This window comes from Aeromonas sp. 1HA1, assembly GCF_029237385.1.
Lineage (GTDB): Bacteria > Pseudomonadota > Gammaproteobacteria > Enterobacterales > Aeromonadaceae > Aeromonas > Aeromonas popoffii.
On sequence record NZ_JAACGC010000027.1, the window covers coordinates 1 to 13,206 of the forward strand.

11 protein-coding genes and 1 pseudogene are annotated in these 13,206 nt (G+C 60.8%); 11 read left to right on the forward strand and 1 reads right to left on the reverse strand.

Annotation, left to right across the window (positions count from 1 at the left end; all coding sequences use genetic code 11):
• The first annotated feature begins 749 nt into the window (after positions 1 to 749).
• The 4 genes and pseudogenes from GWQ22_RS10435 (at position 750) to GWQ22_RS10450 (ending at position 5,802) form a co-directional block, all read left to right on the forward strand.
• Positions 750 to 2,057: a 2-hydroxycarboxylate transporter family protein gene (locus tag GWQ22_RS10435; RefSeq protein ID WP_275930247.1), complete on the forward strand. Its 1,308-nt coding sequence runs from the start codon at positions 750 to 752 to the stop codon at positions 2,055 to 2,057.
• 10 nt (positions 2,058 to 2,067) lie between these two features.
• Positions 2,068 to 3,520: pseudogene (maeA, locus tag GWQ22_RS10440) on the forward strand (oxaloacetate-decarboxylating malate dehydrogenase).
• Positions 3,521 to 3,537: 17 nt separating this feature from the next.
• Positions 3,538 to 5,106 carry a sensor histidine kinase gene (locus tag GWQ22_RS10445; protein ID WP_042038224.1) on the forward strand — a complete coding sequence of 523 codons (1,569 nt, stop codon included), beginning with the start codon at positions 3,538 to 3,540 and terminating at the stop codon, positions 5,104 to 5,106.
• Positions 5,107 to 5,109: 3 nt separating this feature from the next.
• On the forward strand, positions 5,110 to 5,802 hold the full coding sequence (locus GWQ22_RS10450; protein WP_275930248.1) for a response regulator: 693 nt from the start codon (positions 5,110 to 5,112) through the stop codon (positions 5,800 to 5,802).
• An 88-nt stretch (positions 5,803 to 5,890) separates the two neighbouring features.
• Here GWQ22_RS10450 and GWQ22_RS10455 read toward each other — a convergent pair whose 3' ends face one another.
• On the reverse strand, positions 5,891 to 6,790 hold the full coding sequence (locus GWQ22_RS10455; RefSeq protein WP_212513642.1) for a DMT family transporter: 900 nt from the start codon (positions 6,788 to 6,790) through the stop codon (positions 5,891 to 5,893).
• A gap of 103 nt (positions 6,791 to 6,893) precedes the next feature.
• On the opposite strand from GWQ22_RS10455, the gene GWQ22_RS10460 reads away from it, so the two are divergent.
• The 7 genes from GWQ22_RS10460 (at position 6,894) to GWQ22_RS10490 (ending at position 13,057) form a co-directional block, all read left to right on the forward strand.
• Positions 6,894 to 7,727: a helix-turn-helix transcriptional regulator gene (locus GWQ22_RS10460; RefSeq protein ID WP_275930249.1), complete on the forward strand. Its 834-nt coding sequence runs from the start codon at positions 6,894 to 6,896 to the stop codon at positions 7,725 to 7,727.
• A gap of 132 nt (positions 7,728 to 7,859) precedes the next feature.
• A complete protein-coding gene (locus GWQ22_RS10465) occupies positions 7,860 to 8,357 on the forward strand; it encodes a hypothetical protein (RefSeq protein WP_275930250.1) in 498 nt (165 codons plus the stop codon).
• 18 nt (positions 8,358 to 8,375) lie between these two features.
• Complete coding sequence (locus GWQ22_RS10470) at positions 8,376 to 9,140, forward strand: GGDEF domain-containing protein (RefSeq protein WP_275930251.1); 765 nt, start codon at positions 8,376 to 8,378, stop codon at positions 9,138 to 9,140.
• Between the two features lie 56 nt (positions 9,141 to 9,196).
• On the forward strand, positions 9,197 to 9,610 hold the full coding sequence (locus GWQ22_RS10475) for a VOC family protein (RefSeq protein WP_275930252.1): 414 nt from the start codon (positions 9,197 to 9,199) through the stop codon (positions 9,608 to 9,610).
• 102 nt (positions 9,611 to 9,712) lie between these two features.
• Complete coding sequence (gene phoB / locus GWQ22_RS10480) at positions 9,713 to 10,402, forward strand: phosphate regulon transcriptional regulator PhoB (protein ID WP_042038237.1); 690 nt, start codon at positions 9,713 to 9,715, stop codon at positions 10,400 to 10,402.
• An 8-nt stretch (positions 10,403 to 10,410) separates the two neighbouring features.
• Entirely contained in the window at positions 10,411 to 11,706 is a 1,296-nt protein-coding gene (gene phoR / locus GWQ22_RS10485; protein ID WP_042038238.1) for a phosphate regulon sensor histidine kinase PhoR, read from the forward strand.
• Positions 11,707 to 12,082: 376 nt separating this feature from the next.
• Positions 12,083 to 13,057 carry a phosphate ABC transporter substrate-binding protein PstS family protein gene (locus GWQ22_RS10490; RefSeq protein ID WP_108535928.1) on the forward strand — a complete coding sequence of 325 codons (975 nt, stop codon included), beginning with the start codon at positions 12,083 to 12,085 and terminating at the stop codon, positions 13,055 to 13,057.
• Positions 13,058 to 13,206 lie beyond the last annotated feature (149 nt).

The following is a 13,206-nucleotide window of genomic DNA, read 5'->3' on the forward strand; positions in this document are numbered from 1 at the left end:
CGGCCGCACGATGAAGAGCAAAAGTTAGCATGATCGTTACCATGTTCGGGAGTCACATAGGAGATCAGATCCTGGAAATCGGGAAAAGTGCCAATCAGTTCACAATATTTGTGTATAAGAGTCAGGTCTGGAAGCGAGTGATATCTGTCATGAATTTGACCCCGCCAATATTCCACTGTTATTAGCCGAATAGTGAAAGCGAGCAGGTTGAAATGAGGCTCAGGCCATTCAGGCGAGCCTGATCCTTGGGGCATGCACTGTCCCACCTGCCTCATTTTATCGCTCTGGAAGGCACCGCTGTTGTTTCGCGCCCGCGGAGCAACCCACATCATATCCCTCCCGGAACTGCCTCTTGCCGGTGACACCCGGGGCCTGATGATCCACCAGCCTCAGCTCATGGGATCGCGCAGGTGCTATGCCAGCGTTGTTGCCCTGTTGATATGAAGGCGCAGCCTATATATGGGCTGTCGTCATCCGACTGCTATCCGATTATTTTTTGCCTGTTGGTGGGCGAAATTTAATCATTTTTTAATGCCTGTCCCGCCAGGTCGTGGCGTTACGCCGACATCACTCTTTATGTCTGTGTCTGGCCAGCGTAGTTCAGGGCGAGTGAATAACGCGGGCGGTGGCCATTTTATGGCCATAGCGTTTAAGGTTTTAATGTTTTTATATGCCTTTGTAATCGGGCTAACCGACAGGGAAGGGGAGGATCACTAGAGTAGCGCCACACCACACGTTGGAGCATAACAATGAAAAACCTCTCTACCCCACAAACCAGGGTTGCGCTGTTTGGCGACCGACAGATTGCCGGCATGCCCATGATGATCTTTCTCGGGCTTGCCACCTGCGTGCTCTTTTCAGGCCGGAATGGATCCTTGCTGCTCGGCATGGTCGGCGCGTTGGCGCTGATGTTCGTGCTCGGTACCCTGCTGACCGAGCTGGGCGAACGCATCACTCCCATACGTGAGTATCTGGGGGGCGGCACCATACTCGCCATCTTCGGCGGCGCCGCCCTGTTTGAATACCGGATCCTGCCAGTCGAGGCGGGTCAGGTGATCATCGGCTTCATGAAGGAGGGGGGCTTTCTCAACTTCTTCATCGCCAGTCTGGTGACCGGCTCTGTCTTTGGCATGAGCAGTGCCCTGCTGAAAAACGCCGCCATGCGTTACCTGCCGGTCATTCTGGGGGGCGTGACCCTGGCGCTGCTCAGCGTTGGCCTGGTCGGCTCTCTGATGGGTTATGGCTTCAAGAATGCCGTGTTGCTTATCGGCCTGCCCATCATGGGCGGTGGCATGGGTGCCGGCGCCGTACCGCTGGTGGAGATCCTCTCCGGCCCGATGCAGATGTCCAGCGCCGATCTGCTGTCACGCATGGTGCCCGCCGTGGTGATCGCCAACACCCTGGCCATTCTGGTGGGCACAGTGCTGGCCCGTCTCGGCCGTCGTTACCCCTCCCTGACTGGCAACGGCCAGCTGATGATCAAGGAGATCAGCCAGAACGTGGCCGAAGAGCAGACTCAGGCCCCGACGCTGGAGAGTCTCGGCATCGGGCTCTTTATCAGCTCCTGCATGTTCGTACTGGGATCCCTGCTCGGCAACTTCATTCCCATGCACCCCTTTGCGCTGATGATACTGGCAGTGGCCATCATCAAGGTGAGCGGCGTGCTGCCACGTCGTTACGAGCAGGCTGCCGCCGACTGGTACCAGTTCGTGGTCGGCAATCTGACTCCCTCCCTGCTGGTGGGGATAGGTGTCGCCTACACCAGCATCCCAGAGCTCATCAGCGCCTTCTCCATCAGCTACTTCGTGCTGGTGCTGGTGACAGTGGTTGGCGGTGCCCTGGGGGCAGCCCTGGTGGGGCGCATGATAGGTTTCTATCCCATAGAGGCGGCCCTCACCGGCGGTCTGTGTATGGCCAACATGGGGGGCACGGGCGATGTGGCTGTGCTGTCGGCGGCCCAGCGCATGAAGCTGATGCCGTTTGCCCAGATCTCTTCCCGTCTCGGGGGCGCCGTCATGTTGATCCTGGCCACCCTGCTCATCTCGCTGCTGGCATAAGGAATAGACAATGAACGACATCATGATGGGCACCAGCCTGCCCTATGCAGAACCCGTTCGATCAGCACCTGCTGCTGCGCCAGCTGCAAGAAGACAACCCGGTGCTGTTTTACGATCTGGTGCGCCACCACCTGCCGGAACTGCTGCCCATTATCTACACCCCAGTGGTGGGAGAGGCGTGTCAGCGCCACAGCGACCTCTATCTGCGCAGCCACGGTCTCTACCTCTCCTGGCATGACAGGGACGATCTGGACGCCATCTTCGCCGCGGTGGAGCAAGAGGTGGATGTCATCGTCATCTCTGACGGTGAGCGGATGCTGGGGCTCGGCGATCTCGGTATCGGCGGCATGGGGATCTGCATCGGCAAGCTGGCGCTCTACTCGGCCGCTGGTGGCATCGACCCGGCGCGCACCCTGCCGCTGTGCGTCGACGTCGGCACCAACAACCCCGAGCTGCTGGAGGATGACTCCTACCTCGGCTGGCAGGCCAACCGGGTGGATGGCGAATCCTATTACCACTTCATGGATCGGGTAGTGGCGGCCATTCGCACACGCTGGCCCCAGGTGGTGCTGCAGTTTGAAGACTTCGCCGGCAAGCATGCCGCGAACCTCTTGGCCCGCTATCGGGACGAGCTGTGCATGTTTAACGACGATATTCAGGGCACGGCGGCGGTCGCCTCAGCCTGTGTGCTGGCAGGCTTGCAGCAGGCGGGCAGCCAGCTGGCCGACACCCCTGTGCTCATCGTTGGTGCCGGCTCGGCGGGTTGCGGCATCGCCGCCATGCTGGCTCAACTGGCGGGTGGCTCGGAGCGGGTGCAGCTGTTTGATCAGGATGGACTGGTCTGCCTGGATCGCGCCAACCTGACCCCGTCCCTGCGGCCGTTTGCCCGCCCGGCGCAAGAGGCCTGCGGCGAGCTGCCTGCGCTCATTGAACGCCTGCGCCCCGGCGTACTGATCGGGGTGAGCGGCCAGGGCGGCCTGTTTGATGAAGCCGTGCTCAGCGCCATGGGCGCCGCCTGTGAGCGGCCCGTGATCCTGCCGCTCTCTAACCCCACCCGTAGCGCCGAAGCGACGCCGGAGCAGGTGTGGCAGGCCACCGGGGGACGCGCCCTGCTCGCCACCGGCAGCCCCTTTGCCCCTGTGACGGTGGCGGGGGAGGCGCGGGTAGTGTCCCAGTGCAACAACGTCTACGTGTTTCCGGGCATTGGCCTGGGGGCCTGCGCGGTCAAGGCGCGCCACATCAGCGATGGCATGCTGCAGGCGGCGGTGCGGGCGGTGGGTGCCTATCCACTGGCCGAGGGGCGGCTGTTGCCTCCCATTGAGCAGGTGGGGGAGGTGGCCCGCGCGGTCGCCAGAGCCGTGGCCCTCACCGCCCGCGAGGAGGGATTGGCCGATTTTAGTGGTGATCCTGCGCCGCTGATTGACCAGACCTGGTGGCGCCCGCACTATTGGTCCGCTTCCTGATGTTGCAAGGCTAATCGATGAAACTGCGCCACCAACTGGTTACCCTCTCTCTGGGTCTGTCACTGCTGCTGATCGTGATCCTGGGCAGCCTGCTTGCCCTTTTTATCCGCCATCTGCTGGAGAGCACTCTGCAGGAGAATGGTGCCGATCTGGCGCGGGTGCTGGCGGCCGACAGCCGGGTGGTGCAAGCCCTGCAACAGGGCAGTGATCCCGGTTTGCGCGACTATGTGGAGGGGATCAGCAATCGCACCGATGCCGCCTACATGGTGGTGACAGATGAACATGCCCATCGCCTTAGCCACCCTTCGCCCGAACGGATCGGTGGCCTCTTCCGTGGTGAAGACATCTGGCCGGCCCTCCATGAGCGGCTCAGCTACTGCTCCGAAGATGAGGGCACATTAGGCCCGGCCATTCGCTGTTTTGCTCCGGTGATCGGGCCCGATGGCCGCGCCATGGGTGCCGTGGTGGTGGGTTACCTGATGCAGACGGTGGAGGACATCTATCTGGAGCGGATCGCTCTGCTGGTCACTGCCATCCTTGCCGTGCTGGGTTGTGGTCTGCTGCTGGCGCTCTGGCTGCAACATCTGCTGCGTCGCACCCTGCTGGATCTGGAGCCCGAAGCCATTGTCAATCGCTTCGTGCTGCAGGAGCTGGTGCTGGAGCACATCTCGGAGGGGGTGATAGCCATCGACAGCGGGGGCAATATTCGGATGCTCAACAGCGCCGCCTTCTATCAACTGCGTCTGCCGGGCACAGGGCGTCATGCTCTGCTGGGGCAGCCCCTTGCCGAGTTATCACCACCACTGGCGCCCGCCTTGACCCAGCTCGAAACCGAGCTGGGCTTCACTGTGCACGGTGAGGCGTTCGTGGGGCGCTGGCAGGCGGTGGAGGGCAAGGTGCCCGGTCGCCTGCTGATCTTCAGTCGCCCAGAGGTGACCGGCAGCCTCGGCATGCAGGTAACCCATCTGCGCCAGTATGCCGAGATGCTGCGGATGCAGACCCACGAGTTCGCCAACAAGCTGAGCAGCCTCTCCGGCCTGCTGCAGCTTGGTCATGTGGATCAGGCGGTGGAACTCATTCAGCAGGAGAGCGAGGCCTGCCAGACCATGTTGCAGGGGCTGCTGCGGGCCATCGAAGATAAGCCGGTGGCGGGGCTTATTCTCGGCAAGTTCAGCCGGGCGCGGGAGCTGGGGGTGGAGCTGGTGCTGGATCCCGACTCGGCGCTGGGAGAGTATCCGGCGGCGGTGTCGGCAGATCTCATTACCCTCATTGGCAACCTGCTCGACAATGGCATTCGCGCCGCTTGGGCCAGGCGCAAGGCGTGTCCGCCGCGGGTGCTGATTTCCCTCAACGATTTTGGTCGCCGGCTGGTGATAGAGGTGGAGGACAGCGGCGAGGGGGTAGACGAAGCGCTGGCGGATCATTTGTTTGATTACGGCATCAGCCGTCAGACGGGTGATCACGGGGTTGGCCTCTTCCTGGTCAAGGAGACGGTGGCCAGACGAGGGGGTGTGATAGAATGGCGCCGCACCGCCGAACAGACCACTCTGTTCGGTATCTACTTGAATAAAAACCAATTGGTGTGATCTATGGCGCCCATATTCACTCTGGTGATCGAGGATGACGAACGGATTGGATCCATTCTGTCCGAGCTGGTCTCCTCTACCCCCGGATTTTCCCTGCTGGGTCGGGCCGAAAGCCTGACCCAGGCCGACCTCATGATGCGAGCGACCCAGCCGCAGCTGCTGCTGGTGGATATTTCCCTGCCCGACGGCTCTGGCCTCGAGTGGGTCAACCGGCTGCGTAGCCATAACCGTGAGGCTTACGTCATCATGGTGACCGCCTCCTGCGATGTTGAGACGATACAGCAGGCCCTCAACCTGGGGGGGCAGGATTACATCATCAAGCCGTTGCGGCTGTTTCGCATCCAGCAGAGCCTGGACGAGATCCTGACCCTGCACAGGCGTATCAGCGAGCGGGGCTCTCTGGAGCAGAGCGACCTGGATCGGCTGATGGGCAAGGGGCGTCCCCAGGCCAGGGAGATACGTGATACCCCCAAGGGGATCGACGCTATCACGCTGCGCCAGGTGCTGGAGCTGCTGGCCGGTGAGCCGGATACCGCGTTTTCCACGGATACGGTGGCGCTGCGATTGTCGCTCAGCCGCACTACGGCGCGCCGCTACCTGGAGTATCTGGAGTCCGAAGACAGGGTCGATGTGGATCTCAACTACGGCCAGCGTGGTCGGCCGGAGCGGCGCTACCACTGGCGCCGGGGCAACTGAGCCTGCGGATTTTAGCGCTGCAACACAATGCAAGAAGGGAGCCGAGGCTCCCTTCTTGCATTGTGTTGCAGCGGCTTGTCTCGCCGGTTTATGCCTCCCCGGCAAGGGCGGGGCGTACCCGTGGTCTGAGCTGGGAGAGCATGACGCCGGTCAGGATCAGACCGCCCCCCAGCAGGTGATAGCTGTGAACGGGCTCTCCCAGGGTGATGACGGCAATGAGGGCGGTACACAGCGGCATCAGGTTCATGAACACAGAGGTGCGCTCCGCCCCCATGCAGGCGAGGCCGCGCATCCAGCAGTAGGCGGCCAGCAGGGAGGAGGCTAGCCCGGCAAACAGCACCAGGCCCCAGCCCTCGGCGGGTACCGCCAGGGAGTCTGCGCTGAGGGCGACCGGGATCAGCAGCAGCACAGCCAACAGGATCTGCATGTAGAGGTTGAGCCAGGGACCGAACGGCAGTTGCCAGCGGCGGATCAGCAGACCATAGAGGGCGTAGCTGGCGGAGCCGAGTAACATGAGCCCATCCCCCGGGTTGATGCCGTCGTGCAGCAGAGCCAGCGGTTGGCCCTGGCTCAGCAGCCAGAATACCCCGAACAGCGAGATGCTCATGCCAAGCAGCGCCTGCTTACCGGGGCGCTGGCCGAAGAAGAGCGCGCTCTGCAGCAGGGTCAGCAGCGGGATGAGGGAGCCAATGACCCCCATGTTGGTGGCCGAGGTGGTGTGTGCGGCGTAATAGGCAAGGCACTGGTAGAGCACCATGCCAAGGGCCGCCAGCACCAGCAGCTTGCCGAGCCAGGGGCGGATTTCGTGGCGGCGGCGCCACAACTGCGGTAGGCAGAAGGGGGTCAGTGCCAGGGCGGCTATCACCCAGCGGTAAAAAGAGATGGCTGCCGGGTCGATCACACTGGCGGCGGCCTTGGACACCACTGTATTGGTGGCCCAGATCAGCACGGCCATCAGCGGAAACATAAGCGGAAAGAAGATACGCATCAAAGGATCCTTGTTAACAGGGGGCCAAGTCTACTCTTGTCTTTCTGTTATCAAATAACGTAAAACTGACAATTCATCCCGCAGAAAGGACAAGTCACCCGCAATGGCCGTGCATCAGTATCACCCGACCGACTTACATCTGCCCGAGCCCAACCCCCTCTATCTGCGCTATCAGCAGATCCAGGCCGAGAGCGCCTGCGCGCCACACAGCCACCCCTGGGGCCAGCTCAGCCTGATAAGCCTGGGGGTGATGGAGATAGTGCTGGATCAGCACCGGCTGGTGGCTCCCGCCGACTACCTTATCTGGGTGCCGGCGGGTCTGGAGCATGCCTCCTACAACCAGCAGGCCCTCGCCTACACCTCCATCTATGTCAATCATGCTCTGGCGGCCAAGCTGCCAGCCGAGCCACGCCTGCTGGAGATGACACCGCTCATCCGGACCATGCTGGCAGATTTTTGCGAGCGCAAGCTGGGCCACATGCAGGATGAATGGGATGTGCGCCAGGCCGAGCTGCTGGTGGAGAAGCTGACCCGCACCCGCTGCCAGGAGAGCTACCTGCCCATGAGCCAGGACAAGCTGCTGGCTCCCATGCTGGCGGCGCTCCACTGCGATCCTGCCGATCCGCGCACCCTGGCCCAGTGGGCCGAACAGTTGCACAGCACGGAGCGCACTCTGGCCCGGCGCTGCGTGCGCGAACTGGGCATGAACTTCGGCCAGTGGCGGGCCCGGCTCAAGCTGCTTAAGGCGCTGGCCTGGCTCAAGGGGGAATTGCCGGTGCAGGAGATTGGCTGGCGGCTCGGTTACGGCTCCACCTCGGCCTTTATCGCCATGTTCAACCGTGAGTTGGGCTGCTCGCCCCAGCGCTATCGCCTGCAGTCGGCAGAGCTTGGGGTCGCAATGGTGGGAAAAGGTGACGATGAGCTGCGAACACCTTGATAGGTGACCTGTTTCTTGTCGTTCCAGGGGTTATCATAGTGTTTTGTTATCGCGTGCCATGATGGGGATGCCGGAGAGTTTTCTGCCCAAACCAGATGGCCCAGGTGTCCATATTGATGCGATGGGGTCAGCATGATCGCTTCCAGTTCCCGTTTTGCCGAGTCGCTGTTCTGGTACCTGCTGGCGTTGACCTGCTGCTCCATCCTGCTGTTCGAGTTCGGCCCCGAGCGGGTGCTCGATATGAAGGGGGGGCCGCTCTCTGTGACCGTACAGCAGGCAGCGGATGCTGCGCCGGGGGCAGTGCGCTACCTCCCCTCGGCCGATGGTAACCCCGGGGTGGAGTGCATCCTGGTTGCCAGCCCGGACAGCTACCCCAGTTGCGGCCTGGTCCTCACCCTGACGTCGCGCCAGCAGGGGATTAATCTCGCCCGTTTCGACATGCTCCATATTCGTTTGAGCGTGACAGGGGAGGGGGAGCAGGATTGGCGCTTCTATCTGCGCAACTACAATCCGGCTTACGACACGGTGGATGACCCGTTGCAACCCAAGTTCAACGAAATCATCTTTCGTCCGGCCGATTACGGCAAGTCCCACGAGGTGCCGCTGGATGTATTCACTCCGGCGACCTAGTGGATCAAGTATTTCAATGTGCCGCTGCAGCAGCAGGGGGCGAATCTGGATCGGGTCTATGCCATGGAGGTGGTAGCGGGTTCCGACATGCCACCCGGCAAGCATGGGGTAGTGATCGAGGAGCTGCAGTTTCACGGCCCCTGGCTCGATGCCACCCTCTTCTACCGGCTGATCCTGTTTGTCTGGTTTATCTATGGCTGCGCGTTTTTTCTGGTCAACCATATCTATATGAAACATCGCTTGCAGTATGCCCATCAGGCCAAGCTGGAGGTGGAGGCGCTCAACCGCACCCTGAGCGAAGAGAGCCGCCGCTCCCGCGAACTGGCCTGTTACGATCCGCTGACCGGCGCGCTCAACCGGTTGGGTGGTGAACGCTTGTTAGCCGAGATAGACGAGCTGGCTTGCTCCTTTATCTATCTCGATGTGGATCACTTCAAGCAGATCAACGACACCCATGGCCACCCGGTGGGGGATGAGGTGCTCAAGCATCTGGTGAGCGAGATCCTGCGCCACTGTGATGCACTCTGCCATCTGGTGCGCTGGGGTGGGGAGGAGTTCGTGCTGGTCTGCTTCCACTACGATAGGCTGCGAGCCGCCAGTTTGGCCGAGCGGCTACGGGTCATACTGGCAGCCTATCCCCATTGGCCTTCAGCCCTGCGGGTCACCGCCTCGTTCGGGGTGGCCGAGCGTGCAGGGGATCCGCTGGAGCTGTTACTCAAGCGCGCTGACGAGGCGCTCTATCAGGCTAAAAAGCGGGGCCGCAACCGGGTGGAAGTGAACTGACCGCAGTGCTACCGTGCCGCCAACAGTCGAAAAATCAATGAATGCGAGAGAGCAAGATGACAACACAATCGATCGGGGCGCTGACCCTGCTGGTGGCCGATTACGATCAGGCCATTCGCTTTTTTACCGAGGGACTTGGCTTCGCGCTGCTGGAAGATACCCGGCTTGATGAGCCGGGCAAACCGGGCAAACGCTGGGTGAGAGTGGCGCCTGCCGGCGCGCCAGGCTCTGCCTTGCTGCTGGCCCGTGCCGTCACGCCCGAGCAGCAGGCCGCCATCGGTCAGCAGGGGGGCGGCCGGGTGTTTTTGTTCCTCGAAACCGACGACTTCTGGGGGGATTACCAGCGCATGCAGGCGTATGGTGTTCATTTTTGTGAACAGCCACGTAGCGAGCCATACGGCATGGTGGTGGTGTTCGAGGACATCAGTGGCAACCGTTGGGACTTGCTGCAACTCGCAGCTGCCAAATGAATCTGAAAACGTTTATCATCTCGCCTGTCATAAAGTCATAAAAGTGTCACAGAAAGTTCTAATAATTGGCGCACCCATCTTCACACAGGAGAGAGAAGGGATATGGCTAAGCGAATTCTGGTGGTCGAGGACGAAGCACCCATCCGCGAAATGCTCTGCTTCGTGCTTGAGCAAAAGGGATATGAGACGGTTGAAGCGGAAGATTACGCCGATGGACTGGCGAAGGTGTGCGAACCTTACCCCGAACTCATCGTGCTGGACTGGATGATGCCGGGTGGCAGTGGCATCCAGTTCATCAAGCAACTCAAGCAGGATGAGGTGACACGCCAAATCCCGGTGGTGATGTTGACCGCCCGCGGTGAGGAGGAGGACAAGGTGCGTGGTCTGGAGGCCGGTGCCGACGACTACATCACCAAGCCCTTTTCTCCCAAGGAGCTGACCGCCCGCCTTCATGCTGTGATGCGTCGTGTTTCGCCCACGTCGGTGGACGAGGTGATCGAGGTGCAGGGACTTAAACTGGATCCGGTTTCCCACCGGGTCAGCGCCGAGGAGAAGGCGCTGGACATGGGGCCGACCGAGTTCAGACTGCTGCACTTCTTCATGACCCACCCCGAGCGGGTCTATAGTCGCGAGCAGCTGCTCAACAATGTCTGGGGGACCAATGTGTACGTCGAGGACAGAACCGTGGATGTGCATATTCGTCGCTTGCGCAAGGCTATCGAAGAGACGGGTCACGATCGATTGATTCAGACGGTGCGCGGTGCAGGCTATCGCTTTTCCATCCGTCTCTAGAGGACGTTATGTTGCAACCTTACGCCTGGCGGCGACAGTTGTGGCGGATGGCGTTTTTTTATACGCCCTTCGTCTTGGTCGGTTGGTTGACGGATACCTTCACCCTTTGCCTGCTGGTGGCGACCGTGCTGCATCTGGGCTGGCACTATCGCTTTCAGAAGCGGCTGTCGGACTGGCTGTGGCACGATCGCAGCCTGGTGCCCCCCAACGGCAGTGGCAGCTGGGAGTATATCTTCAACGGCATCTACAAGTTGCAGCAACGCCACCGCGCCCGGCGCCGCGAGCTGGCGGGTCTCATCCGCCGTTTTCGGGAAGGGGCCGAAGCCCTGCCCGATGCCGCAGTGGTGTTTCGCACTGACGGCAGCATCCTTTGGTGCAACCGGCTGGCAGAGCAGTTGCTCGGTTTTCGCTGGCCGGAAGACGCCGGTCAGCACATAGGCAACCTCATTCGCAATCCCACCTTCGGTGCCTATCTGGGTGAGGGGCAGTATGACGAACCGTTCGAGATAGCCTCGCCCATCAACGAGGAGAAGAGTCTCGAGTTTCGCATCATGCCCTACGCCGAGGATCAGGCCATGCTGGTGGTGCGGGATGTTACCCGGCTGCGCAGCCTGGAGAAAACCCGCAAGCACTTTGTCTCCAACGTCTCCCACGAACTGCGTACACCGCTCACTGTACTCAAGGGCTATCTGGAGATGACCGAAGAACTGCCCCCCCCTGACCTGTGGGCCAAGGCACACAGGGTGATGATGGAGCAGACCATCCGCATGGATAACCTTGTCAACCAGCTGCTCACCCTGTCGCGCATCGAGGCGGCTCCCTCGGTGGATCTCTCCCACCTGGTGGACATGCCTGCCATGCTGGGGCTGCTGGAGCAGGAGGTACGGGTACTGTCGGGGGATCGGGCTCACCAGATCGAGTTCAGGGTGCAGTCCAATCTCTTCGTACGCGGGGATCAGGATCAGCTGCGCAGCGCCATCTCCAACCTGGTCTACAACGCCATTCACTACACCCCGGCGGGGCGCAAGATCAGCGTGGAGTGGCGCAAGCAGGGGGCCATGGCGCTGTTTGTGGTGCAGGACGAGGGGGAAGGTATCCCGCCCGAACATCTGGCGCGGCTCACCGAGCGTTTCTATCGGGTCGACAAGGCACGCTCGCGCCACACGGGTGGCTCAGGGTTGGGGCTTGCCATCGTCAAGCATGCCTTGAGTCATCACGACGCCCAGCTCGATATCGAGAGCCGGGTTGGCCTCGGTAGCCGTTTCAGCTTCCTCATTCCGGCCAATATGGTGGTGCTGAAATAGTCTTTTTCAGCAAGGGGTTAGCAGTGCAGAGAGGGCGGCGACGGCGGCCCTCTTTTCATTTGGCCCAACGCCTTGCCATGTCATTAAAGTGTCACATTAAATCCATAAATTTGTCACTGCCAGGTCAGATACTGGCGCCGTCTTGAGAACGGACCTTCTGTCACGTTGGCGGGGACGAAATGAAGCCCGACCAACAGTACGAGCGGGTTTTAACCAGGTTTGACATCAGATTGACGATAGCCTTTTGCAACCTCGGACTGGGTGGAGAGGGCATGGAATGAAACTCAACAAATCGGTCGTCGTGACCGGCGTTGAGCGAAGTTAACACCGTTTTTGAATGGACTGCGTTCTACAACCTTGGACTTGGAGAGATTGGATGAAACTCAACAAACTGGCTGGTGTAATCGGATTCACCGCAGCAACCCTGTTTTCCGTCAGCGCCCTGGCTGCCGGTGTGGATAAAAATCTGCCGGATTACACACCGACCAGCGGCATCTCGGGCAACCTGTCCTCTGTCGGTTCGGACACCTTGGCCAACATGATGACCCTGTGGGCCGAAGAATTTAAGCGCATGTACCCCAACGTCAACGTGCAGATCCAGGCCGCCGGTTCCTCCACCGCGCCAACTGCCCTGACAGAAGGTGTTGCCCAGTTTGGCCCCATGAGCCGCGCCATGAAGACAGGTGAAGAGGAAGCATTCGAGAAGCGCCATGGCTACAAGCCGACCGCCATCCGCGTTGCGGTCGATGCCCTGGCCGTGTTCGTCAACAAGGACAACCCCATCAAGGGGCTGACCATGCCGCAACTGGATGCCATCTTCTCCAGCACCCTCAAGTGTGGCGAAGACAAGGCGGCCACCAAGTGGTCTGATCTGGGTCTGGACGGCAACTGGTCCTCCAAGGATCTGCAGCTGTTCGGTCGCAACTCTGTCTCCGGTACCTACGGTTACTTCAAAGAGCACGCCCTGTGTAACGGCGACTTCAAGAGCGGCGTGAACGAGCAACCGGGGTCTGCCTCCGTGGTGCAGTCAGTCTCTGCCTCTCTGAACGGTATCGGCTACTCGGGTATCGGTTATGTCACCTCCGGTGTGCGCGCCGTGCCGCTCTCCAAGGATGGCAAGACCTTCATCGAAGCGACCGCTGACAACGCCATCACCGGTAAGTATCCGCTGTCGCGCTTCCTGTACGTTTACGTGAACAAGCATCCGAACAAGCCGCTCTCCCCGATGGAGCAAGAGTTCGTCAAGCTGATGCTCTCCAAAGCGGGTCAAAGCATCGTTGCCAAAGATGGCTACGTGCCGGTGCCGGCCAAGGTGGTCGAAGCCGACCTGAAGAAACTGGGCATCATGTAAGCCAGTTTCCTCTGCCACACGGGCCCCGCGGGGCCCGTTTTCTTTTTGAGTGGATCCACCATGGCGACCTGTGACCGCTTTCGCCGAACAGTATGATTTGGCGACTTGCGCCGGACGCCCGCATTTCCGAAAATAGGGCATCTTTATGG

What these genes read in the sequence shown, in the direction of transcription:
- GWQ22_RS10465 (WP_275930250.1), top strand. Translation starts at nt 7,860, where the DNA reads ATGATCGCTTCCAGTTCCCGTTTTGCCGAGTCGCTGTTCTGGTACCTG.
- phoB (WP_042038237.1), top strand. Translation starts at nt 9,713, where the DNA reads ATGGCTAAGCGAATTCTGGTGGTCGAGGACGAAGCACCCATCCGCGAA.
- GWQ22_RS10450 (WP_275930248.1), top strand. Translation starts at nt 5,110, where the DNA reads ATGGCGCCCATATTCACTCTGGTGATCGAGGATGACGAACGGATTGGA.
- GWQ22_RS10445 (WP_042038224.1), top strand. Translation starts at nt 3,538, where the DNA reads ATGAAACTGCGCCACCAACTGGTTACCCTCTCTCTGGGTCTGTCACTG.
- GWQ22_RS10460 (WP_275930249.1), top strand. Translation starts at nt 6,894, where the DNA reads ATGGCCGTGCATCAGTATCACCCGACCGACTTACATCTGCCCGAGCCC.
- GWQ22_RS10435 (WP_275930247.1), top strand. Translation starts at nt 750, where the DNA reads ATGAAAAACCTCTCTACCCCACAAACCAGGGTTGCGCTGTTTGGCGAC.
- GWQ22_RS10490 (WP_108535928.1), top strand. Translation starts at nt 12,083, where the DNA reads ATGAAACTCAACAAACTGGCTGGTGTAATCGGATTCACCGCAGCAACC.
- phoR (WP_042038238.1), top strand. Translation starts at nt 10,411, where the DNA reads ATGTTGCAACCTTACGCCTGGCGGCGACAGTTGTGGCGGATGGCGTTT.
- GWQ22_RS10455 (WP_212513642.1), bottom strand. Translation starts at nt 6,790, where the DNA reads ATGCGTATCTTCTTTCCGCTTATGTTTCCGCTGATGGCCGTGCTGATC.
- GWQ22_RS10475 (WP_275930252.1), top strand. Translation starts at nt 9,197, where the DNA reads ATGACAACACAATCGATCGGGGCGCTGACCCTGCTGGTGGCCGATTAC.